At 71.8% G+C, this 23,327-nt stretch carries 18 protein-coding genes and 1 pseudogene; 9 read left to right on the top strand and 10 right to left on the bottom strand.

The features are described from left to right. Nucleotides 1-326: 326 nt before the first annotated feature. Nucleotides 327-629: pseudogene (locus tag ACIQ8B_RS29830) on the top strand (transposase); the annotation flags it as partial. 336 nt (nucleotides 630-965) lie between these two features. Here ACIQ8B_RS29830 and ACIQ8B_RS29825 read toward each other — a convergent pair. The 5 genes from ACIQ8B_RS29825 to ACIQ8B_RS29805 form a co-directional block, all read right to left on the bottom strand. Beyond that, entirely contained in the window at nucleotides 966-3,761 is a 2,796-nt protein-coding gene (locus ACIQ8B_RS29825; protein WP_403551076.1) for a M48 family metalloprotease, read from the bottom strand. Further along, nucleotides 3,733-4,266, bottom strand: a complete 534-nt coding sequence (locus tag ACIQ8B_RS29820) for a hypothetical protein (protein WP_290003694.1) — start codon at nucleotides 4,264-4,266, stop codon at nucleotides 3,733-3,735. The genes ACIQ8B_RS29825 and ACIQ8B_RS29820 overlap by 29 nt, the downstream gene beginning before the upstream one ends. Then, complete coding sequence (locus tag ACIQ8B_RS29815; RefSeq protein ID WP_403551074.1) at nucleotides 4,263-4,703, bottom strand: hypothetical protein; 441 nt, start codon at nucleotides 4,701-4,703, stop codon at nucleotides 4,263-4,265. The genes ACIQ8B_RS29820 and ACIQ8B_RS29815 overlap by 4 nt, the downstream gene beginning before the upstream one ends. Nucleotides 4,704-4,837: 134 nt before the next feature. Continuing rightward, nucleotides 4,838-5,728, bottom strand: coding sequence for a hypothetical protein (locus tag ACIQ8B_RS29810; RefSeq protein WP_403551072.1), 891 nt, complete (start codon nucleotides 5,726-5,728; stop codon nucleotides 4,838-4,840). Nucleotides 5,729-6,540: 812 nt separating this feature from the next. Next, nucleotides 6,541-7,569, bottom strand: coding sequence for a saccharopine dehydrogenase family protein (locus tag ACIQ8B_RS29805; RefSeq protein WP_403551070.1), 1,029 nt, complete (start codon nucleotides 7,567-7,569; stop codon nucleotides 6,541-6,543). A gap of 111 nt (nucleotides 7,570-7,680) precedes the next feature. Here ACIQ8B_RS29805 and ACIQ8B_RS29800 point away from each other — a divergent pair, with 111 nt between their 5' ends. Then, on the top strand, nucleotides 7,681-8,691 hold the full coding sequence (locus tag ACIQ8B_RS29800) for a helix-turn-helix domain-containing protein (RefSeq protein WP_403551068.1): 1,011 nt from the start codon (nucleotides 7,681-7,683) through the stop codon (nucleotides 8,689-8,691). 320 nt (nucleotides 8,692-9,011) lie between these two features. Here the strand turns inward: ACIQ8B_RS29800 and ACIQ8B_RS29795 are convergent, their stop codons facing one another. Continuing rightward, entirely contained in the window at nucleotides 9,012-10,910 is a 1,899-nt protein-coding gene (locus ACIQ8B_RS29795; RefSeq protein WP_403551066.1) for an NAD-binding lipoprotein, read from the bottom strand. A gap of 289 nt (nucleotides 10,911-11,199) precedes the next feature. On the opposite strand from ACIQ8B_RS29795, the gene ACIQ8B_RS29790 reads away from it, so the two are divergent. Further along, nucleotides 11,200-13,212 (top strand): flavin monoamine oxidase family protein, encoded by a 2,013-nt coding sequence (locus tag ACIQ8B_RS29790; RefSeq protein ID WP_403551064.1) that lies wholly within the window; start codon nucleotides 11,200-11,202, stop codon nucleotides 13,210-13,212. Here ACIQ8B_RS29790 and ACIQ8B_RS29785 read toward each other — a convergent pair. Then, the gene (locus ACIQ8B_RS29785; RefSeq protein WP_403551095.1) at nucleotides 13,142-13,489 is read right to left on the bottom strand and encodes a transposase; all 348 of its coding nucleotides are present in this window, start codon (nucleotides 13,487-13,489) and stop codon (nucleotides 13,142-13,144) included. The genes ACIQ8B_RS29790 and ACIQ8B_RS29785 overlap by 71 nt on opposite strands. 258 nt (nucleotides 13,490-13,747) lie before the next feature. Between ACIQ8B_RS29785 and ACIQ8B_RS29780 the strand changes: the two genes are divergently transcribed. From ACIQ8B_RS29780 to ACIQ8B_RS29760, 5 genes are all read left to right on the top strand, one after another. Then, nucleotides 13,748-14,263: a lytic polysaccharide monooxygenase auxiliary activity family 9 protein gene (locus ACIQ8B_RS29780; protein WP_365415325.1), complete on the top strand. Its 516-nt coding sequence runs from the start codon at nucleotides 13,748-13,750 to the stop codon at nucleotides 14,261-14,263. Between the two features lie 125 nt (nucleotides 14,264-14,388). Continuing rightward, nucleotides 14,389-14,925: a DoxX family protein gene (locus tag ACIQ8B_RS29775; protein ID WP_403551062.1), complete on the top strand. Its 537-nt coding sequence runs from the start codon at nucleotides 14,389-14,391 to the stop codon at nucleotides 14,923-14,925. Between the two features lie 184 nt (nucleotides 14,926-15,109). Then, nucleotides 15,110-15,883 carry a calcium-binding protein gene (locus ACIQ8B_RS29770; RefSeq protein ID WP_403551060.1) on the top strand — a complete coding sequence of 258 codons (774 nt, stop codon included), beginning with the start codon at nucleotides 15,110-15,112 and terminating at the stop codon, nucleotides 15,881-15,883. A 727-nt stretch (nucleotides 15,884-16,610) separates the two neighbouring features. Beyond that, nucleotides 16,611-17,576: a LysR family transcriptional regulator gene (locus ACIQ8B_RS29765; protein WP_403551058.1), complete on the top strand. Its 966-nt coding sequence runs from the start codon at nucleotides 16,611-16,613 to the stop codon at nucleotides 17,574-17,576. Nucleotides 17,577-17,677: 101 nt separating this feature from the next. After that, the gene (locus ACIQ8B_RS29760; protein ID WP_403551094.1) at nucleotides 17,678-19,072 is read left to right on the top strand and encodes an alpha-lytic protease prodomain-containing protein; all 1,395 of its coding nucleotides are present in this window, start codon (nucleotides 17,678-17,680) and stop codon (nucleotides 19,070-19,072) included. Nucleotides 19,073-19,258: 186 nt separating this feature from the next. Here ACIQ8B_RS29760 and ACIQ8B_RS29755 read toward each other — a convergent pair whose 3' ends face one another. Continuing rightward, entirely contained in the window at nucleotides 19,259-19,423 is a 165-nt protein-coding gene (locus tag ACIQ8B_RS29755; protein WP_403551056.1) for a hypothetical protein, read from the bottom strand. A gap of 148 nt (nucleotides 19,424-19,571) precedes the next feature. Between ACIQ8B_RS29755 and ACIQ8B_RS29750 the strand changes: the two genes are divergently transcribed. Then, nucleotides 19,572-21,179, top strand: coding sequence for an alpha/beta hydrolase (locus tag ACIQ8B_RS29750; RefSeq protein WP_403551054.1), 1,608 nt, complete (start codon nucleotides 19,572-19,574; stop codon nucleotides 21,177-21,179). On the opposite strand, the gene ACIQ8B_RS29745 is transcribed toward ACIQ8B_RS29750, so the two are convergent. Then, nucleotides 21,166-21,489 (bottom strand): LysR family transcriptional regulator, encoded by a 324-nt coding sequence (locus tag ACIQ8B_RS29745; protein WP_403551052.1) that lies wholly within the window; start codon nucleotides 21,487-21,489, stop codon nucleotides 21,166-21,168. The genes ACIQ8B_RS29750 and ACIQ8B_RS29745 overlap by 14 nt on opposite strands. Before the next feature lie 734 nt (nucleotides 21,490-22,223). Then, nucleotides 22,224-23,318, bottom strand: coding sequence for a winged helix DNA-binding domain-containing protein (locus tag ACIQ8B_RS29740; RefSeq protein ID WP_403551050.1), 1,095 nt, complete (start codon nucleotides 23,316-23,318; stop codon nucleotides 22,224-22,226). Nucleotides 23,319-23,327: the final 9 nt, after the last annotated feature.

The following is a 23,327-nucleotide window of genomic DNA, read 5'->3' as shown; positions in this document are numbered from 1 at the left end:
CCGGGCGGCACAGGCCCTTCGGTCCGCCGGGGCGCTCCACGGGGGCGACTCGAAAGGGTGACGCGGAGAGCGGGTGCGTTGACGGTTGGCCCGGGGCGGGCGCGGGAGCCTGCGGGCTCCTGTTCCGCGTCCGGGAGCACCAGTGGCCCCTGGGAACGCGCCGGCGGCGTCTGCCGGGGGTCGGTGGCGAGGGGTCGCCCCGGAGGGTGAACACCTCCGGCAGGAGTCACGGTGCGCCGCGGCTCGGCTCCTGTCCGATGCGTGATTCGTGCGATGTCCTCCGCGGACCCCGTCCGCGTCCGGCCCGGACGCCGGCGGCCGGGACCGACCACCCGGCCGTCCGCAAGGTCCGGGGCGACGGCGGCTGCCGCAAGCACTTCGTCGAGCACGCCGCCACCCTGGGCATCGACCTGGAAATCACCGCCCGCATCCCCGGGACCAAAGGCTTCACCCCGATTCCGAAACGCTGGACGGTCGAGCGGACCTACGGCTGGCTGATGCTCCACCGCCGCCTGGCCCGCGACTACGAAACCCTCCCCGCCCGCTCCGAAGCCATGCTCCACCTCGCCATGACCGACCTGATGGCCCGCCGCCCCACCGGCGAGAACACCATCTCCCGGCGTGCCCCCGCAGAGGCACACCAACCGCAGATACCGGAATGGAACAGCGGGAGAAAACGACCTCTTGCAGCACGTGTTCACAGCCATCGCTGCGAACATCGAGCGCCTCGGCCGACGGCCGCCGACCGGAGGAGCACCTCCGTCCCGGCCGCCGACCGCCTTCCAGAGCCACCTGGACCATCACGGAATCACCCGGCCGAAATCTTGGCGGTCCGCCGGAGACTGAGCAGACCGCCGGGATCCCCGACGGAGTCGGGCTCAGGGTTCCCGGGCGACCGGACAGCCGGGTTCGTGACCTACGAGGTGGATCCGATGTCCAGGACGGAGACGTGAGGCCGGGAGACGTCACCCCTCTCGCCTGCCCTGGATCTCCAGGAGCCGCGCGTCCAGGTGCGAGTGCATCTCTCCTGTCGACAGCAGGAGGTCGGTCCCCTCCGTGAGCACGTGGGACGACCCCCCGGATCCCCGCACGCACAGGGCCGCGCCCTTCTCCGTGCGGGACACGATGTCCTGCCACAGTGACTGGGCGCGCTCGTCCGGAATCGGGATGAACCGCTTGGCCGTCCGCGCCTGCCGCTCCAGTGCCGAGCAGTTCCTCTTCACTGTGGGCACCTCTTCCGGGTAAGCGTTGATGATGTCGCCCAGGCCGGCGTCCTCCGGGGCCCCGTTCGCCATCGCCTGTCCGACCAGCGGCGTAAGATGCTTGGCGTATGCCTGGGCCCTCTCCTCGAATCCCAGCAGCAGCTCGTTCCCGCCCGCTTCCAGCCATGCCTGGGTGCGCAGTTCTGTGCCGTTGGAGGAGTCGATCGAGCTGATCTGCTCGCTGTCGTCGACGGCGTCCGCCAGGACGTACCCGCTCAGGACGCACGCCGTGAGTGCCATCGCGGCGAGGACGATCGGGGGGGCCTTACCGGGAGGAATGCCTGCCGCACGGGGCGCAGGGACGATACGGCCGCGCACCCGGCGCCGAGGCGCGATGAGTACGCTCAGCAGCTCCCGCCCACACGCCGCCCAGGCGGCGACCGCCGCCACGACGAACACGCCGAAGGAGAGGACGGGCCGGCTCGCCGAACCCAGCACGAGCCACGAGCCGCCCCAAATCGGTGTGCAGGTGTCGCCCCAGACAGCCAAGGGGGTCACGCATCCGTCGAGTGCCGCCAGCGCCCACACTCCCGCGAGGCCCCCGAGGAGCGCCCCGCCGCCGGCGACGAGGCCGTCGATCAGACCGGGGAAGGGCCGGACGGCGGCCGCTGCCGCCGCCACGAGGGCCGCAGGCACGACGAGGGCGGCGGTCAGCCAGCCGTAGAAGGTGGCCAGTCCGAGCTCGTCCCAGGAGGCCGGCGGCGGCTGCGCTCTGTGCACCACGATGTGGACCCACGCCGCCCAGAGGGTGCCGGCCGCGCCGCCCACAGCCGCGAGCAGGAGCGGCCGCCGGGGGACGGAACCGCGCGGCCGGCCGCGGACGGACCGCCACAGCATCGCCGCCGCCGGCACGAGCCACAGCAGCGTGGCGCCCACGACGGCGACCGGGTCGTCCCGGACCCGGTCGGCCAGCGGCAGCCAGAAGACCAGTTCCGGAGGCAGCCGCACCCAACTGCCGTCCGCAGCGGGGACTTCCCACAGGAGCGGGATCACGGCCATCCGGCTGGACGCCAGGACCATGTGGCCCCATGTCCCCCAGTGGACGAGCCACGTCCCGAACGCCGTCACCACGGTGACCAGTGCGAGCACGAAGGCGGCCCGGCGCCGCGGCAGGACCAACGCGGTCTGCGCGGTCCACACGCACAGCGGAAGAGCGCCGGCCAGGAGCAACAGCAGCAGCCACGGCCGCTGCGGCAGCACCGAGTTCCCGATGTCGCGGCCGATGACCAACTCCCCCGCGATGAGCCCGGAGCCGAGCCACAGCCCTTCCTTGAAGCCCTTCGGCGGCGGCTGACCGTGACCCACGGCGTGCCTTACGGACCGCCAGATCATGATGACGACAAGGCCGACGGCGAGCGTGGTGACCGTCCATGCCACAACGGTCTGCCGGGGACCGGTGTAGAAGAACATCGGCATGCGGCTGGGAGCCGCCACGGCCAGGACACCGGTGGTGAAGAAGGGAACGGCGTTGGTGCGGAACAGGAGGGACGGCTCCGCCAGCGCCCGCAGCCGGTCATCGTCACTGGGATGGCTCCGCCAGATCCAGCCACGCCGGTGCTCGGGTGTGAGGGACGGTGCGACGTTCGCTCCCCAGCGCTCCGGAAGGGCGTCCGCGTGGAACTCGCGGGTGCGCAGGATGTCGGCACGTACGAGGTACACGATCGCCGCGATCACCCCGCTCAGGGCCACCGAGGGAATCGTGTAGGACAGGTTGGCACGCCAGTGGGCCAGGCTGTCGGAGAACGACCCGATGCCCAGATACGGATGGAAGCCGACGACGGTCACGGGGAGCAGGATGGCGGCGAGAAAGGCGCGCCACAGCGCGATCGTGGCGTACGTCAGGCCCACGTCCCGGTTGACCACGTGGTTCAGCTCGTGCAGCACCACTCCCCGGAACACCTCCGGCTGCGCCTGCCTGCGGCTCACCAGACCGGAGTTGAGGCTGACGGTGCAACGTCCGAACCGTCCGAAGACGACGGCACTGCTGCGCACGTTGTAGGGGTCGAGCACGAACCGCACCCGGTGCGCGGCCAGACCCGCCGTCCGGCGCAGTTCGCCCAGTTCCTCCTCCAGCGTCGCCGTCCCGGGGGAACGGAGGGGAGGGTCGTCGGGGACGTCGAGAGTGACGAGGCGGCGGCGGATCCGCTTCCAGGTCGGCAGAAAGGCGTAGATGGCCAGTGCCAGGGCGAGGACTGCGAGCACTCCGAGAAGCGTCCACGTCCGGTTCGGCGGCTCGACCGGCCCCATGCAGCGCCGGTAGGCCGCCGTCGCCGAGCCGTCGTCCGCGTCCGGCAGCAGCAGGCCGGAGGCGACCTTGCAGTAGGCGTCCTTCTTGACGGCGGCCTGTGACCAGTGGGTGGCGAGGTTGTCGAGCCAGAAGAGGCCGGTGATGACGATCAGCGTGACCAGCAGCGCGAAGCGGAGCGTGGTGCTGACCGGCAGACGGCCCCGGGCCGCCTCGGCCGTCGGCTCACGACTGACCGTCACCGACGAGGTCATCCGGGTCCCCGTTCTCCTCTCGAGTACCGGACTCCACCTCGGCCGGCGTCCCGAGCGCGAGCCGTCCCGCGACCCGCTCGGCCAGCCGCCGAGCCTGCTCGGGGGAGAGACCGGCCTCGGTGACCTGCTCGCTCACCACCTGTGCCACGGCGTTGAGCTGCTCCTGGGTCAGCGCGGGAAGCTCTGGCTGCGGATCAGGACGCCGGAACAACCGGCGCAGCCGGCCCCGGAGCCGGTCGGACAGCGTCTGGACCGCCTGGCCTGTCACGCTGCGCACTCCTTCGTCGACCGCCAGCCACAGCACGGCCGTCAGGACGCCGACGATCTCTCCGGTGCCGAAGCCGAGCGGTTCGCCGCGGGTACGACGGCGTCTGAGTCCGCGCAGGACCCGGCGGTCGTCGGGTTCCTCGGCCAGGGCCTTGAGAATGAGCAGCTCGTCCGCGGTGACGTACTCCTCGCCCACCGCGAACTCCACGCCGTCTCGGACAACTTCACGGATCCTCACAGCGAGCCGCCTCCATAGCTGCCCTTGTACAGGAGATCCACTTGTCCCCCGGTCCACTTGATCACGAGCAGTTCCTTGCCGTATTTCTTGGGGGAACCGTAGTTCTCGAGAGACTTGGGGATTTCGCCCACCACATCTACGAGCCCTTTGTACTCGGGCATTTTCAGGTCTCCGGCTCCGGGCGGGGCGGTCTCCGTCAGCTCTCCGGTGTCGAGGCAGCTGAGCTTCACCGTGGTCGGCAAGGACATGGAGGCGAGCTCCCCGCTGCAGAGCACCATGCTGTCCCGCGTCACACCTCTCGCCACAGGTTCACCGAACGTGCTGACGCTGCCGTCCTTCTTTACGTCGAAGATGAACACATCGGTGTCGGAGAGGAAGAACGGGGTCCAGGAACCGACTGCCGAGTATTTCCTGGTGGGCGTCGGGGACGGCGACACGGACGCGGTCCTGGTCCTGTCCGACTCCTTCGGGGCCGGGTCCGGCGTGCCATGGTCCGCCGAACATCCCGCCCACAGGGCCGTCCCGACGGCGACGGCGAGAACTCGTCCCAAACGGCTGACCATGCCGTCCCCTAGATGTTCCCGGGGAAGAGGTAGTCCGTCTTCCCGTTGACCCAGTCGATGATCAGCACCTCGTCCCCGTAATCCTCAGTGATCGACGGCGGCCGTCCCAGGTGGAGCATGCCGGCGTGCCGCCTCATGTGGACGTACCGACCGTCCTCGTCCGTCTCTGCGTTCGCGCAGGTCAGGGTCATCTTCACTGGTGTGGACTTGAGATGGGCCGTCCCGCCGCAGATGCGGAACGCTTCCATCGAGTCCCTGACGGCAAGCGGTTCACCGACTGTGCTGGCCGCCCCGTCCTTCTCGATCTCCAGCGAGTAGTAGTTCTCGCTGGCGGATCCCGGCGAGATTTCCCAGGTCCCCACCAACTTGGCGGTGTTCAGCGGTCGCTGACTCCGGGAGGGTGATGAGGGAACCGGCTTTTCGGGTGACTCGGTGGTCGGCGCTGTGGATTCACCGGCCGACGAGGCCCGAGCGGTGGCGGCGCCTGTCGGTTCGTCGGTCTTGAACGAATGGCTCGGGCTGCACGCCACGAGAGCAAGGCAGCAACTCACGGCAATGACCGCGCTTTCGAAAACATGTCCCCTATGCCGATCCGTGATCCGGCGCCTTTCGATACGCATGGCTTCGTCGGACACCTCCCCCGTTGCACAAAGCCTGCCGCCCCGTGGACGGCACGACTTCCGAAAGTGTTCCACGCTCGCCTTCACCGCCACAACACGAATGGGCCGATCTCCGGGCCGAACGTGCATGCCGACGCTGGCCATGGACCAGGCTCGTACTTCGCTCACGCCATGGAGAAGGACGACGGGCAACTGGCGCTTCGCGTCCTCACCGAGGACCGCGTGGCCGCCGAAGTCGAACAGCGGGCGTGGAAGGAGCAGGAAGAGGACCGCAATCACGAGGTCTTTCCCTGTTCCTGGACGTCCGAGAAGTACCGAGGGTTTTCAACGTTGACGCCCCAGGGTGAGGACGGCAGCGGCGATGACGGTCGTGCGGTCGGGGCCGCAGCGAGGAGCTCCGCGGAAGACGCGCCGAGTTCCGGCGTCGCGACGTCTCTTTCGACCGGTGCTCACGCCGCCGACAGGGCCCGGTCGATCGTCGGTCACGGTCCGCCCCGGGCAGCCGGCCGTCCCCTCGCACACAGGGCCACTGCCTCGGTTCCGTCGGCCGCAAGACTCCACCGGAACTCGGTGGCCACCCACTCCGCAACGTACCGGCAGCGCACCTCACCAGCCGGGGCCGGTGGGACGGTTGCGCGGCTCCTGCGGCGATATCGCGGCGTCCGGCACCACGACGCCGGGCGTCACGGCATGCGGGCGACGGTGCCGTCGCCCTTCAGGCCGCCGCCCCGGCCACCCGTACCGATCACCCGCTGACGCGAACGTCCCGTACAGCCGCCGGCTCAGCCCCGCTGTGCGGGAGCCCCTGCGGACGCGTCCTCCCGGGACTGCCCGGTGCCGTCGGTCCGGGCTCGTGTCGCAGTGTCCTCGAAGCGGAACGTGGTCCTGGTGTCGTCCGGTACCCGGTGCATGGCCGGACAGACCGTGAACCGGGTGACGGCCGAGGCGGACGAGCGCGGGTGGACGACGGCCGGCCCGTCGTCCTCGCCTGCCTTCCGGGGGACCGCGCCGGCCGGAGGTACTCCGGCGGCGGACGACGCCGGCGCGGTGCCGGGGCCCGGCCGCTCACGGGGAGCGGCGGCGGGGGCCGGTCAGGGACGCAGTTCCAGGGTGATGTGCGGGGACAGGGCTCGGAGGAAGTCGGGCGCGTCGAAGACCTCCCCCGCGGAGACGACGCCGAACGCCTCGGTCCGTCCGGTGAGGACGCGGTCGACCGCTTCCGCCACGAGGGGTGCGGTGACGGCGTAGATGTCCCGGCCGCGGGCCACGGCGCGCCGTTCGGCGCCGCCCGAGCGCACGACGACGTCGACGAGGAAGGTCTGGTCGGAGCGGCCGCGTTCGTCGACCGCGGCCGGCATGGGGGTGTCCGGGTCCGCGATGTCCCGGGCCGCCTCGACCGTCATGTAGGTGCGCACCTCGGGGACCGGAAGGTGGCTGGGGACGGTCACGACGTCGGCCATCGTGAATTCCCCGATGACGGACCGGGGGCCCATCGGGTCGGGGAAGGACCACTCCAGGGTCGGCGGGGCGTCGTGACGGTACTCCAGCCGTCCGCCGGTGTAGCGGACGCGCCGGCCGTCCCGCCGCTGCCGGGAGACCGCGCCCGCGGCACGCGTCCCGGCGGTGGGGTGCCAGCTGTTCAGCCCGTACGCGACGTGCGCCTCGTCGGCCGCCGTCCAGTCGCCCATCGCCGCGGTGACCAGCAGGTCGCCGAAGCCGCCGAAGAAGGCCATCGCCGGGACGATCACCGCTCCCGCCTCCCGCGCCCGGTCGGCGAAGTGCGCGAAGGTGTCGACGTTGGCCTCGATCTCGGCCGCCACGTCCAGGTACGGGATTCCGGCGCGCAGGGCGGCCTCGATCACGGGGGCGGCCGTCACGGCGAAGGGCCCGGCACAGTTGATCACAGCCGCCGCGCCGGCCAGCGCGTGGTCGAGCGAGACCGGGTCGTCGACCGACGCCGGGCGGGCGTCCAGCCCGGTCTCGTACGCGAGCGCCTTCAGCTTGTCGGCGTCGCGGCCGGAGAGCACCGGGAGGAGCCCGCGCTCCCTCAGCTCGGCCACCACGAACCGCCCGGTGTGCCCGTACGCGCCGAACACCGCCACCGTCCGGTCTGATCCCATGGGTCCTCCCCCGCACTCGAATGATCCTCTGCGATCTGTCACGTACATCCTGACGAGGGTCGTCACCCGAGTACGACTGTCCGGAACGACATGCCTCATACAATTCCGGACATGGCTACTGTCGCGCTGGCCGTCACCGACGGCATGCTGCACTTCGAACTGGCTCTGGCGTGCGAGGTCTTCGGAGCGGAACCGGCCGGCGTGCCGAATCCCTGGTACCGCCTCTCGGTCTGCGGCCCGGGCGCCGTGCGGGCCGGCCGCTTCCGGCTGGACCCCGACCACGGACTCGACCGCCTCCCGGGCGCCGGCACCGTGATCGTCCCGGGCTGGGCCGACATCGACCAGGACCCGCCGGACGAGCTGATCGACGCGGTGCGCGCGGCCCACGAGGCGGGCGCACGCGTGGCCTCCCTCTGCACGGGCGCCTTCGTGCTGGCCGCCGCCGGTCTGCTGGACGGCAGGCGTGCGACCACGCACTGGGCGCACACCCGTGAGCTGGCCGAGCGCCACCCCCGGGTGACGGTGGACCCGGACGTGCTCTACGTGGACGACGGCAGCGTGCTCACCTCCGCCGGCAAGGCCGCCGCCATGGACCTGTGCCTGCACCTGGTCCGTCTCGACCACGGCTCGTCGGTCGCCAACACGCTCGCCCGCCGTCTGGTCGTGCCGCCGCACCGGGACGGCGGCCAGGCCCAGTTCGTCACCACCCCGGTCCCCGCCCCGGGCAACCACCCGCTCGCCGAGCTCCTCCCCTGGGCGGTCCAGCGGCTGGACCGCCCGCTCACCGTGGAGAACCTGGCCCGCCAGGCGCGGATGAGCTCGCGCAACCTGGGCCGCCACTTCAGAGCGGTGACCGGCACCACTCCGCTGCAGTGGCTGCTCACCCAACGGATCCGTCGCGCCCAGGAGTTGCTGGAGACCACCGACGACACCGTCGACACCATCGCGGCGGCCACCGGCATGGGCACCGCCACGACGCTGCGTCGGCACTTCAACCGGACGGTCGGGGTGCCGCCGGACGCCTACCGCCGCACCTTCCGCTCGCGGACCCGCACCGGCTCCGACGGCGGTGCGGTGCCCGGCGGCGCGGCCGGGCACACAGGTCTTCGGCGGTCCCGTTGAGCAGGCCGCCCTGGGCAGGAGGCGGGCTCGGGTGGCCGTGCGCCAGCTGTGCGTGGTGTGGAGTGGAGTGGGGGCAGCCTCTCGGGGATGGCGCGGTCGCGGACGAGGGCCCGACGCGCCGGCCTGCCGCGGCATCGCCAACTCCTCAGCCGCTGTCACGGACCACCTCGTGAGGAGCCCGCCTTCCGCCGTCGTCGCGCTTCGTCACAGGTTCGTCGAGGCGGTTCAGCCGGAGACCTCGCGCGTGGCCCGACAAAGCGCGGGCAGCACCCGCGAAGGTGCTCGGACGCCCGACAGCGTCCGTTCACCGAAGCCGTCCGTCAGTCCCTGCCGATGACGACCACTTCGTCCTCGACCGTCCAGCGGCGCCGCTCGTGTTTGGGGGGATTGATGCGCACGCCGTAACCGGGACCCGTCGACGATTCGTCGTGGCTCCGGTAGCCGATGGCGCAGTCGCCGCGATGACGCGCCGCGGCCACCACCGTGGCGAACGACATCTCACGCCCGGGCAGTACGTAGTCGGTGGCCGGCCGCAGGCGGACCCCGGTGCCGTCCGCGGAGAACAGTTCCTCGAACACCGCTGCCAGATGCCGGTTCTGGGAGATCTGGGCCATGAGCAGACCGATGAGCTTGCCACTGATGATCACGTCGGCTCCGGGACCGACGGGGGCCAGCGTCCGGTTCCGGTCGTCGATCAGTTCGGTGACGACCGGCAGTTCGCGCCCAGTGGCTTCCTCCAGTTGACGCAGCAGCAGGAGGGTGACGAGCGTGCGGTTGTCGGGGTCGTCCGGCGACTGTCCGGGGACGGGGTCCCGGCCGAGCACGATCACGCTGTCGTAGGAGTGGACGTCCAGGCGTCGCAGGGTCTCAGGACGGGTGACGTCCCCGTGGTGCAGTGTCAGGCTCAGACCGGTACCGCTGTTCACGTCGGCCTCGTTCACCTGCCGGGCTGTCGCTTCACCCTGGTCCGCCACCACGTCGACGACCGATCCGGACCGCGCGCGGCGTCGCAGCTGGTCGATTATGAGCGGTGCTCGGCGATTCCATCCCAGCAGAAGCACCCGCTCCGCTCGCGTGGGCGCCGGAGGACCGGAAGCCATCACCGTCTCCTCGACCAGTTCCGCACAGTCATCCAGCCAGGCCGTGTCGTCGTCACGGGAGATGACGACGAGCAGGTCGTCCGGAGCGATGGGCGTCTTCGGCGGCGGATTGAGCAGGGGGACGCCTCCTCGTACCATCCCGACGACGCTCGACGTCGGGTAGGACAGCAGGGCGTCGCCGAACGGGCGGCCGGCCAGGGCCGGCTCGGTGATCAGGTAGAACTCGTCGCCGGCGAAGTCGAGGAGTTCCTGGTGCACCAGGGAGAGTCCGGGGCGGCGGGCGGCCTGGACGATCAGCCGGGCGGTGACGGTGTCACTCTCCAGGACGACGCCGTCCGGTCCTGCGGCGAGACAGGCGGCCAGGCGGTACCGGTCGTCCCGGACGGCGGCGACGACGGGCGGGCGGTTCCTCTGCCCGGCCAGGGCCGCCCTGAGCGCCAGCAGTGTCTTGACCACCTCGGCATCGGCGTCGGGCTCGTCGTGCGGCAGGATCAGCACGACACCGGCCGTGGCCGGGCTCACCAGGGGGAGCACGGCCGGATCGGTGGTGGGACCGCTGCGGCAGATCAGCCGCGTGCGTCCGGCAGAGCCCACCTTCGTGCTCAGAGCCTCCTCCATGAGGGTCTTGTCCCGGTCGGCCAGCACCGCCACCGCGGCACGCCGCTGGTTGGCGTTGGCGGCCACCAGCTCGCTCACCACCGTGAAGACCTGCTCCGACCACCCCAGGACCACGGCGTGCCCCTGTTCGAGCACGGTGGAGCGGCCCCGCCGCAACGCGGTGAGCCGCTCCGTGAGCGCCGTCGTGATCAGACCGACGAGCGTCGAGACGTACAGCAGAGTGACCAGGGCGAGCAGCACCGACATCACCACCCGCAGCGGCGTGCCCGTCGCGCCGCCCAGCCGTAGCGCCTCTCCGGTGAGGCGCCATACCTCCGCCAGCCGGTCCGTCAGGGACGCCGGCGCGTCAGGGTCGGTCCACACCAGCACCGCACTGGCCGGAATGACGACGGCCAGGCACAGCAGGGCCATCCAGCCGACGAGAGCGGCGGCGCCGCGGGTCAGCGTGCTGTCGAACCAGTAACGGGCCCTGCCACCGAACGGAGTGCGCCGCTGCCCCACCCTTCCCCCTCCCCCTCCTCACACTCTCGCAAGGCCACGTCGGTGCCGCGTACGCGATGCGCCGCGCGGGCCCGCCGGAGAGCACGGATGTGGATCCGCACGTCGCAGTGTGGGGGACCGATCACCGCGGCGAACGGGCTTCGCGCAGCGTTCATCCCATCGGGTTTGCCGGGCCGTCCCCGGCGGCAGACCCGTGGTGACGTCAAGGTTCGCCACCATTTAGCTCCTTCGGGTCACCACCGGAGCGAAGAACGGGCGCCCGGTCGCGGCCACCGGTACAAAAACCGCCATGACTGAAGATCACGCGGTGGTGCGCCCGAACGGCGGTTTCTCCCGGAGAAGCTTCGCGGCGGCGGCCGGTACTGCCACGGTGGCCACAGCCCTGACCGGCGGTGTCGCCGCGGCTCTGCCCGCCCCGGCCGCCCCGGCCGCCCCGGCCGCCCCGGGCGACAACCGCGACACCGACTTCGACCGGTGTCTGGCCGTCGCTCGCGCACTGCTCGTCCTGGACTCCGACGACCGCCCCCTCGTCCCGCGTTACCAGAGCGTCCTCCGGAAGGGGCTACCGGTTCAGCGACGAGCACGGCCCAAGAACGTCCTGGTCATCGGTGCCGGCCCGGCCGGGCTGGTGGCCGCCTGGCTGTTGAAGAGGGCAGGCCACCGGGTGACGGTGCTGGAGGCCAACGGCAACCGGGCGGGCGGACGCATCAAGACCTTCCGGAGCGGTGGCCACGAACGCGCCGAGCAGCCCTTCGCCGATCCCCGCCAGTACGCCGAAGCGGGCGCGATGCGCCTCCCGGGCAGCCATCCCCTGGTGATGGAGCTGATCGACCAGTTCGACCTGAAGAAGCGGCGTTTCCACTACGTCGACGTCGACGGCGAGGGGCGTCCTGCCAACCGTACCTGGATCCATGTCAACGGTATCCGCGTGCGGCGCGCCGACTACGCCCGCGCACCCCGGCGCGTGAACCGGTCGTTCGGCGTCCCCCGGGCCCACTGGGACACCCCCGCCGCCGTCATCCTGCGCTCCGCACTGGACCCGGTGCGCGACGAGTTCAGTCGCGTCGGCAGCGACGGCAAGCGGGTCGACAAGCCGCTCCCGGAGCGGCTGCGGGGCTGGGCCCGGGTGGTGCAGCGTTTCGGTGACTGGTCGGTGTTCCGCTTTCTCACCGAGCACGCCGGACTCGACGAACGGACCATCGACCTGATCGGCACGCTGGAGAACCTCACCTCCCGCCTCCCGCTGTCCTTCATCCACAGCTTCATCGGCTCCTCCCTCATCAGTCCCGACACACCCTTCTACGAGCTGGAGGGCGGCACGGCCGTACTGCCGGACGCCCTGCTGGAACGCGTGCGCGAGGACGTGCGGTTCGACCGCCGGGCCACGCGCATCCAGTACCACCACCCCGACCGCCCCTCGCCGGACGTCGAGCACGTCCGGAGCGAGGGTCCGCACGTGTGGGTCGACACCGTGTCGGAGGGCCGCGGCGGTCCCGTCGTACGCGAGCAGTTCACCGCGGACGTCGCCGTGGTCACGGTGCCGTTCTCCGGACTGCGCCACGTACAGATCGCCCCGCCCCTGTCGTACGGCAAGCGCCGGGCGGTCTGCGAACTGCACTACGACAGCGCGACCAAGGTGCTGCTCGAGTTCAGCCGCCGCTGGTGGGAGTTCGACGAGGCGGATTGGAAACGGGAGCTTCGCACCGTCGACCCGGGTCTGTACGACGCCTACCGCACCGGTCGCGCCGCCACGGACGGCAGCCTGCTCGGCGCCCACCCCTCCGTGCCCGCCGGGCACATCACGGCGGGTCAGCGCACTCACTACGCCGCCAACCGCTCGATCGCGCGCGACCAGCCGGAGGCGGTCGACGTCGTAGGCGGCGGCTCGGTGTCGGACAACGCCAACCGCTTCATGTTCCACCCGTCCCATCCGGTTCCGGACAGCGCGGGGGGTGTGGTCCTGGCGTCCTACAGCTGGGCGGACGACGCTCTGCGCTGGGACTCCCTGGACGACGACGCACGGTACCCGCACGCTCTGTGCGGTCTCCAGCAGGTCTACGGCCAGCGCATCGAGGTCTTCTACACCGGTGCGGGCCGCACACAGAGCTGGCTGCGCGATCCCTACGCCTACGGGGAGGCGTCCGTGCTCCTGCCCGGGCAGCACACGGAGCTGCTGCCCGCCATCCCCGTGCGTGAAGGGCCGTTGCACTTCGCCGGGGACCACACGTCCGTCAAACCGGCGTGGATCGAGGGGGCCGTGGAGTCCGCCGTGCGTACCGCCTTGGAGATCCACACCGCATGAACCGCGCGGTCCGCCCGGCCGGGATCCCTCTCGTCAGGACACCGGCTGCGCGGACGCCTTCCCGGCTGCCGTGACCAGGCCTCTCACGGTCTGCGCGGGCTCGGTGCACCGCACTTCCGGCGGTCGGCCGGTGCCCGCGCAGGGCGGGCTGAACGGGCCGGGCTTCGGCCGGATGGGCGGTGTGGCGGGAGGAAGTGCCCGCCGTGCAAGGCGGGCCACGTTCCTCCAGCCCGTGGCGGAAGGCGGCGGCATCACCGTAGCCGGCGTCCGCGACCACCAGCGGCACGTCGACGTCCCGGCTGACGGGTCCCGTCCGACGGCGGGCGGTTCGGGCGTGGCGGCATCACCTGCGGCTCAGCACCGGTGACATGGGTTGCCGTCACACACGATGTTCGCGCACTGTTTTGGTCTAGACCAAGTGGGGTACGCTTCCGTCGCCACCCATGGCCGCCCTCGTGGCCATGGAGCCGCTACTTGTCATGATCATGCCCATCCTGCCTTCGGGTGAGCGGGCACGCCCCCCACAGGAGTTGTCATGAAGAGCAAGAAGATGCTGGCTGCCGCCATCGGCGCGGGGATCGCCCCGCTCCTGGTGGTCAGCCTGCCGGCCGGCAGCGCGAGCGCGCACGGCTACATTTCCTCGCCCCCCAGCCGACAGGCCCAGTGCGCCGCCGGTCTGGTCCCCTGCGGCCCCGTCAAGTACGAGCCGCAGAGCGTCGAGGGCCCCAAGGGCCTGATGAGCTGCAGCGGAGGGAACGCCGCCTTCGCCGAGCTCGACAACGACAGCAAGGGCTGGAAGGCCACCCCGGTCAGCCGGACGACCAGCTTCAACTGGCGGCTGACGGCCCGGCACGCCACCAGCACCTGGCAGTACTACGCGGGCGGCCGGAAGATCGCGGAATTCAACGACGGTGGCGCCCGGCCGGGCGAGACCGTCACCCACCAGGTGAACTTCGGCAGCCTGACCGGCAAGCAGAAGGTGCTGGCCGTGTGGAACATCGCCGACACCCCCAACGCCTTCTACGCCTGCGTGGACGTGAACGTGAGCTGACGCGGTGCCGCGCCACCCGGCCCTGCCGGGGCCGGGCGGCGCTCCGGGCGCCGGCGTCTCCTCCTCCCCCGGCCGCCCGGCGGCCGGAAGCCTTCAGGTGACCGCGTGCGAGCAGGTACGGAAGGGTGGCTACGGCGGTGGACAGAGGTGGCGAGCGAAGCCCGAGCCCCCCTCGGGGACTCCTCCCGGAGGGAACCGGGGACGGCGGACGCGCCACCCGGGCAGCCCGGTCCCTGGCCGGGCGGGTCCAGCGGAGCGGCCCGGGACTCCTCAGGATCTGTGTGGGCGCGGTGTTTCTCTGGTTCGGCGTCCTCAAGTTCTTCCCTGCGGCGAGCCCCGCCGAGGGGGTCGCCGTCCGGGCCGCGACGAAGCTCACCCTCGGCCTGATGCCGCCGGACGCGGTGCTGTGGGTGCTGGCGGTGGCCGAGACGGCCATCGGCCTCGGTCTTGTCACGGGAGTGCTGCTCCGCGTGGCCCTGGTGGGGTTCTTCGCCCACATGGCCGGCGTCTTCTCCGCGCTCCTGCTGCTTTCCGGGGAGATGTGGCAGGGGGACGCGCCGGTTCCCACCCTGGAAGGCCAGTACATCATCAAGAACGTCGTCCTGGTCGCGGCCTGTCTCGTGGTGGCGGCCGACGAATGGGGCGGGGCGACGCCGCCATGAGGACGCCCGGGACACCGGAGCGCGCCGGACGCGGCGTGCCGGCTCGTCCCGACCACCCCGCGAGCCGGCTCCCGTTCGGGGACACGGCCCCGAGGACGCTGCCGTCACGACCACCCGCCAGGCCCCCGGAAACCACCCCCGCCATCAGGCCGACCCCCCGGTCGCCCCGTCGAGACGAGGTCCCATGAACCGACACGGAACCACCGCCCGCGCGCTCGCCGTGACCCTGCTCGCCCTCGGCCTCGCCGCCGTCCCGGCAGCCGCCGCCCCCGCCGCCACCGGGGCGAAGGCCCGCGTCGGCGCCGACTGGGCGACCCAGTCGATCGTCTTCACCGCCGCCGCGGGACAGGCCAACGACCTCCACGTGATCCCCATGGATCTCGGTGCCGGGGTCCGCCGGATCGGCTTCCGCGACGCGGTCCCGCTCGAACCCGGCGACCACTGCGCACACCTCGGACCCGGCTACGCGACCTTCGTCGTCTGCGAACTCCCCACCGGCAGGTCCCGGCCGGACAGGATCGACGTCTTCCTCGGCGACCGCGACGACACGATCGTCACCAGTGACCCCGGGGTCGCCACCGTCCGCGGCGGCCCCGGCGACGACACATTGCACGCCCACACCGCGCACACGGTGCGGGGAGACGCGGGGGACGACATGGTCATGGGGCGCGCGGTCCTGGACGGCGGCGACGGCATGGACCACCTGATGGGCGACGACAGCGGCCAGCGGCTGTGGGGCGGCGGGGGCGACGACATGATCGAGGCGTACGGCGGTGCGGACATCCTGTATGCCGGCCCGGGCGACGACCGCGCCATGGGCGGAGACGGCCGCGACGTCGTCCTCGGCGGCCCCGGCGACGACACACTGTACGGGGAGGGCGGCGACGACCTGGTCAGCGGCGGCCCCGGGAGGGACACCGTCGAAGGCGGCCCGGGCCGCGACGTCGTCCTCCGGTAGGTGCCCACCCGAAGCCGGAGGTCCCGCGACAAGCCGTACAACAGGCACGAAGAACACGGTCCGCGGCCGTGGAGTGATGAACCAGCCATTTTCGGCCCTCTCCCGGGGAGGCAGGCGGCGAGGGGCGGAGAGGGGGCAGACGGGTAGACATGGATGGCACACGATTCCGGCAGGACGAGCAGAACTCACAGGAAACCCGCGCCCGGGGGACCATGCGGATCTGGCAGTGGGCCAGATGGGCGGCACTCCTCCTCGCGATCGGCTGGGCGGCCAGCTGGGTCGGCAGCCTCGTCCGAGGTGAACAGGGATGGGATCTGTGGTGGCCCCTGGTGAGTACCGTCATCTGGACAGGGGTGACCGTGAACGGCTTTGTGACCTATCGCCGCACGAGGTCGACGACGCTGCCTGCCATCACGGGCCGGCCGTCCGCCTGACCGCCCCGGCACCGTCCCCGGCCGGTCCTGCTCCTTCGTCACGGCCGTGGAGTCCGGCCGCATCTGTCCAGGGCGCTCCCCCGGACGCGGTTCGCCTGGGCCCGGTGACCGGTCGCGTGCACCGGGTACCGCAACCAGGTGCTCCCCCTCATCGTCTCCTGGGAATCGGGCGGCCCGGAGGGCTACCGGGGGACGTCGGGTCGCCGCCCTCGGCCGAAGCCGTGCCGACGGCCACCGATTCTGGTCTGTACCAACCTCTTGCCCTCGCCCTCGTCACGCCGCAAGCTCCCCTCATGGAGCTGGAGTTGCGGCATCTGAAGACGATCAGGGCGATCGCGGACGCGGGCAGTCTCACCAGGGCCGCGACCGATCTGGGCGTGGCACAGCCCGCATTGAGCGCACAGCTCAAGCGGATCGAACGGGCCCTGGGCGGAACGCTGTTCGAGCGCGGGCGGCATGGGGTACGGGCCACGGCGCTCGGTGAACTCGTCCTGGAACGCGCCCGTGTCGTGCTGCCCGCGGTGACCGAACTGCAGCAGGAGGCGGCACGGTTCGCCCGCACCCCGCGTGCGACCGCCTGCTTCCGGCTGGGCGGTACCCACGGTCCGCTGCTGGGCGCGTTGGTGGACCGGCTGGCCGATGCGGTACCCGATGCCCGGGTCACCACCTGCACCTCCTGGTCCGAGCGCGAACTGGCCGGGTGGCTGGCCGAGGGGCGGCTGGATTTCGCGCTCGCCGGGACCTGTGGTTCCGCTTCTCCGCCCGGCGCCGAGGACCTGGTGTGGCGGGAGGTCGCGGTCGACCCGGTGTTCGTAATGCTCGCGGCCGGTCACCCGCTCGCCCGCCGCGCGGAGCTGGACCTGGCGGAGCTGGCCGGTGAGGAGTGGGCCTGCGTACCCGGAGACGGCTGCTTCGGCGACTGCTTCACCGCTGCCTGCGCCCGCTCCGGGTTCACGCCCCGGCGGATGTACGAGACGGACACCGCAGCCCTGGTGCACCTCGTCCGGGTGGGCCGGGCGGTCGGGATGTGCCGGGCCACCTTCCCCGACACACCGGGAGTGGTCACCCGGCCGCTCGTGGGGACTCCCCTGACCTGGCGACACCTGCTGGGCTGGCACGCGGTGGCTCAGCGGGACAGTACCGTCGCGACCGTGCTGGCCCGAGCCCGGATGGCGCACGCCGGGGTGGCGGTGGGCAACGACAGCTACACCACCTGGTTGTCGGCCCACCGCGCCCCGGCGCCCCCGGCCCTTCCATAACACCGGGCAGAGGGTCGACCGACGTCTTACGGGGACCTGCCGGCCCTTCCTACGGTTTCGGCACCTTCCCATCCGGACCGAGGAGACGCCCCATGTCCTCCATGCTCCAACGACACATCCGGGCCCGGGCCAGAACCCGAGCCGGTGCCGTGGGCGCCGCGCTGGCGGCGACGGCCGCGCTGCTCGTGGCCGGGCTCAGCGGCTCCGCGAGCGCGGGCACGACCCCCGGCGACGCATCCGGCGGCGCCCCGCCGGCCGCCGACGCCCTCCGCACCGACGCCGCCCCGCCCGCCCTGCTGAAGTCCATGGAACGCGACCTCGGCCTCGGCCGGAAGCAGGCGGAGCGTCGGCTGGCGAACGAGGCCGAGGCCGGAGCCACCGCGGGCCGTCTGCGCGCCGCGCTCGGCTCCGACTTCGCGGGCGCCTGGGTGGCCGGCGCCGAGTCCGGCACCCTGAGGGTGGCGACGACGGACGCACGAGACGTACCGGTCATCGAGGCGCAGGGTGCCGAGGCCACCGTCGTACGCCACTCCCTCACCGAGCTGGACGCCGCCAAGGCCCGTCTGGACCGGGCGGCTGCCGGCCGCGACACCACCGACGCGCCCGTCTGGTACGTCGACATCCGCACCAACCAGGTCGTCGTGCAGGCCGTACGTCCGTCCGCGGCCCGCGCCCTGCTGTCGGCGGCCGGGATCGGCACGTCCCTCGCCCGCGTCGAGAAGTCGGCCGAGCAGCCCCGCCCGTTCCACGACCTGCGCGGCGGCGAGGCGTACTACATCAACAACAGCGGCCGCTGCTCGATCGGCTTCCCCGTCACCAAGGGCGCCCAGACCGGCTACGCCACCGCCGGACACTGCGGCCGGGCCGGAAACAGCACCAGCGGCCACAACCGGGTCGCCCAGGGCACCTTCCAGGGCTCGATCTTCCCGGGCCGCGACATGGCCTGGGTCGCCACCAACTCCAACTGGACGGCCACACCGTACGTGAAGGGCGCGGGCGGCCAGAACGTCCAGGTCACCGGCTCCACCCAGGCCCCGGTCGGCTCCTCCGTCTGCCGCTCCGGCTCCACCACGGGCTGGCACTGCGGAGTCATCCAGCAGCTGAACACCAGCGTGACCTATCCCGAGGGCACCATCAGCGGCGTCACCCGCACCTCGGTCTGTGCCGAGCCCGGCGACTCCGGCGGCTCGTACATCTCCGGCAGCCAGGCGCAGGGCGTCACCTCGGGCGGCTCGGGCAACTGCAGCAGTGGTGGCACGACGTACTTCCAGCCGATCAACCCGCTCCTCCAGAACTACGGCCTCACCTTGAAGACGGCCGGCGGCAACGAGGAACCGCCCGGGGAGGAACCGGGCGGCACCTGGACGATCGGCAGCGTCTACCAGGCGGGCGACACGGTCACCTACGGCGGCGCCACCTACCGCTGCCTCCAGGGCCACCAGGCCCAGACGGGCTGGGAGCCCCCGAACGTCCCGGCGCTGTGGCAGCGCGTGTGATCCACGACTGACCTGCCCGACGGGGGGGGAGGGGGGCGAACCGGCCCCGGGCGCGTCCTGACGGCGGCCCGGGGCCGGGCGGCCGTTCATCCCGTGACCGTGAACCGGCGCAGTGGGTCTCTGCGTGGCGTCGTGGCTCACCGGGGACGGCGTCCCCTCGTGCGTGGGTTTCCTTTCCTCCGGTCCTCAGCCGTGCTCGTTGTGGCTGGAAGAGGTGTCCTCAGGGGGTGCGGAGCGGCCGCCGCCGTCTCCGCCGATGACCACGCCGATCAGTGCGGCGATCACGCCGACGAGGGCGAGACGGCTGCTCGGGCGCAGCAGGAGGGGTGCGGCGGCGGGAAGCCGGATCACGTCTCAGGGCCGGCCCAGGATCCCCCGAGCGAGCTACCTGTTCCGTCCTCCCTGGGGTGACGCACGCCACCGGTGGCCTCTTGTTGACTCGGATCGTCAGCACGGCGGCCGGACAAGGCCGCCCAGCCCGGTAGCCAAGGACAACACCATGACCACGACACGCAGTTCCGCGCAGCACGGTTTCCCCGGAAGCCGCCGCATCGCCGCAGCTCTGCTGGTTTCCACGCTGGCAGGAACCGCACTGACCGCGTGTGATGCCGACGCCAAGGGCTCGCAACCGGCCAAGGCCTCGGGCAAGAGCGTCGGCGAGACCACGGGCGACGCCAAGATCACCTGGAGCGGGTGCCCGGCCCCGGCCGAGGGACGAACCCGTGACCCCCGCCTGGCCTGTGGAACGTTGGAGGTGCCACTCGACTACCGGAACCCGAGCGGCATGAAGATCGACGTGGCGGTTTCCCGGCTGTCCACCGCACAGCCCGGGAAGCGACACGGCGTTCTGCTGCTGAACCCCGGCGGACCGGCCCTGGGCGGTCTCGACATGCCCGAAACCATGGCGTCCACACTGCCGAAGTCCGTGCTGGACCGCTACGACCTGATCGGTTTCGACCCGCGCGGCGTCGCCCACAGCACCCCACAGAGTTGCGGTCTGCAGGACCCCAGCGTGTCCGGGCTCTTCCCCTATCCTGCCGCGGACGGCTCGATCACCGAGAACGTGGCCCTCGCCGAAGCCGACGCCAAGCAGTGCGCCGACACGGTGGGCAAGAACCTGCGGCACTACAACACCGCCAACACCGCCCGCGACATGGACCGCATCCGTCAGGCGCTCGGTGAGAAGAAGATCTCCTACTGGGGCCAGTCCTACGGCACCTACCTCGGCACCGTCCACCGCTCCCTCTTCCAGGACCGCACCGACCGGATGATCCTGGAAGGCAACGTCGACCCCACCAAGGTATGGGCCGACCAGGTGGCGGGCACCTGGGGCAAGGGCATGGCCGACCGGTTCCCCGATGCCGCCCGCGTCGCCGCTGCGCAGGCCGGCACCCTCGAACTGGGCACGAACGTCGCGCAGGTGACCCGCACCTACCTCACTCTCGCCGACCGGCTCGACCGCACGCCCGCAGCGATTCCCGGCGCATCGGTGTCACTGGACGGGGCGCTGCTGCGGAACACGACCTACGCCCTGCTTCTGCAGAACAACACCCTTCCCCTGCTCGCCAAGTTCTGGAAGGCCGCCGACAACCTGGCCCACGGCAACACCAAGGCCGCCGACACCGCGGTTCTCAAGGAGGTGTTCGCCGGCACGCCGACGTCCCCGGGCATCCCCGCGGACAACCAGGCCACCATGTTCATGGCTCTCACCTGCGGTGACGCCGAATGGCCGCACGACGTCGACGGCTATGCCGCCCGCACCGCCGCCGACCGCGAGAAGTGGCCGCTCACCGCGGGCATGCCCGCCAACATCTGGGCATGCGCCTACTGGGACAAGCCGGCTGAGGCGACTGCCGAGGTCGTGAAGGGCGGCCCGCGCAACACCCTGATCCTGCAGAACCGCCGGGACAATGCCACCCCGTGGGAGAGCGGCGTCGGGCTGCACACGTCCCTCGGCGACGGCTCCGCCTTCGTCGGCGTCGACAACGGCGGGCACCACGTCTACGGCGAAGGCTCCGCCTGCGCCGACGAGGCCACCGTCCGCTTCCTGACCACCGGCCGCCTGCCGGACAAGGACGTCTACTGCACCGACGTCACCCAGAAGTGACCCGCCGGAACGCGGTGCTTCCCTGTCCGGCCGGGACGGTGAGACCTCCGGTACAACTCCCGGTCATGGAAGGCGCATCGGTGACCGGCACCCACATGGCCGAGGCCGGGTCCGCCGAGTCGTCTGGAGCGGCGCCGGCAAAGTCTGTGGACGACCAGCTGATCCAGGAGCTGGTGGGCCGGTCCAGCGCCCGCAGCGCCCTCGACAGCGCGGGCTGCGTGATCATGAGTCGCTCGGCCGCGCGCGTGGTGCTTCCGGCCTCTCCCACGGCGACGAGGTACCGGAGGTGGCGGAGTTCCAGATCGGGCATGCCCCGACGGTACGACAGTGCGCGGCCGGCCGGCCCGGTCCAGGGGGACAAGTACGCAGGGCGGCGACACGGGCAGGCCGGACTGCCGCGTGCGGTCCGGCTCGCCCCGGTCCGTGCCGTTCGTTCACGGTCCGGTGTGGACGGCGGACGGCGAGATCCGCGCCGGCACCTGGGGCGCTGAACTCACCGGCGGCGTCCGGGACGGTGGGCCCCGGGGCATGCGGCTGGTGGGCCGCCGGGCACATCGTCCGGCCGGCGGCGAGGGCGGTGTGGAAGAAGGAAAGTGCTCGACTGCGATGAGCAGGCCGTGCCAGACGCAGTGGGAGACCGGCCGGCGGGGATGATGCGGTCGTCGGCGTCCGGGCTGCTGCCTGGAAGGCCCGTGGGCCGCCGGTCAGGGTGAGCGCGGCGGCGGAGCCGGTGGCCGAAGCCGTCACCGGGCGACCGTGCCGGTGACGGGTTCGCCGAGGGCGTCCTCAAGCCGGGCGCGCAGGGGCGTGGGGACGTCGGTCCGTCGCAGGCGGCCGCTGGTGGGCGGTACAGACATCGGGGTGGCTCTCAGAGGTTCGGGAAACGGGTGGCGGGCGGGGTGACGGGGCGCACGCCGAGCCGGACCGCGAGTCGGGCTGAGGAACGCTGCCGCCGGCAGTGGAACGGCTGGTTCACCTTCTCGCGATCCACGGACTGCTGATCGCGGACAGCGCCCTTCGGGCCGGACACCCCCGGCATCTCCGTCAGGGACCGGTGTCGAGTCGGACGTGCTCGATGTCCTCGTCCAGGAAGGCGGCCAGGTCCCGCGCCTCCGCGAGGACGGCTTCCTGCTCCGGGGCGGTCAGGGACCGGAGGGGACTGACGCGGAGGCGGTGGTCGCGCACCGTCCAGGTGGCGGTGACGCGTCCGTCGACGAGGACGGTGCGGTGGCCTGCCACGGACAGGCCGAGGTGGGGAGCGTCGATGATGCGGCTGCGGTCGTGGTAGCCGAGGATGGCGTTGTCGAAGGCCGGGAGGAACCGGACGGGGGCCGGGGTGTCGGGGTGGGGGCGGGGTGCGTCGGGCAGATCGAGCAGTTCGCGGCCGCGTTCGTCGCGGAAGACGACGAGTTCCTCCTGGCATGCCTTGACAGCGGCGGGGAGGCCGGCGAGGCCGCACCAGGCGCGCAGGTCCGCACCGGCGGCGGGCCCGTAGGCGGCGAGGTAGCGGCGCAGCAGTTGCTGCCCGGTGGGATCGCCGTCCCCGGTGGGCAGGGGGTCGATGTCCCGTCCCAGCCAGGTGGCCAGCGGCAGGTTGCGCACGCCTGCCTTCCGCTGCCACAGGCCGCGGGGCGGGAGTTGGACCATGGGGATGAGGGCTGCGACGAGCAGCTCGCCCAGGGCGCGGCGTGACGGGCCGGGCCAGCGGTCTTCGACGGCTTGTACGAGTTCGCGCATGGTGCGGGGCTGCTGGTCGGCCATCACCGCGCGGCCGGCGGTGGCGACCTCGTCCATGTCGACGCCGGCCAGTTCGTCCCGGTAGGTGCCCAGTACGCGTTGCCGGAGCATGGTGTCGTGGCGGGCCCGCCAGGCGAGCGCGTCGCCCGCGGTGACGAGGTGGACGGTGCGGCGCATCAGGTGGGTGCGCACCACCGTGCGGCCGGTCAGTGCGTCGTCCAGTCGTCCGGGCTCGAAGCCGGCCAGGCGGGACCACAGGCCGATGAAGGGTTCCTGGGGCTCTTGCGCCTGCAGGCCGCACAGGTGGGCCACCGCCTCGGGCACGGAGGCGTGGGTGCGCGTGAGCAGGTGCTGGCGGGCGAGGGTGGCGCGGTTGAGGGCGCGGTTGTCGAGGAGGGTCATGGTGTGCTC

The organism is Streptomyces sp. NPDC096105, assembly GCF_044763335.1.
Classification (GTDB): domain Bacteria; phylum Actinomycetota; class Actinomycetes; order Streptomycetales; family Streptomycetaceae; genus Streptomyces.
Note: the sequence above shows the minus strand (reverse complement) of the source record. Positions and strands in the feature narration are given on the sequence as shown.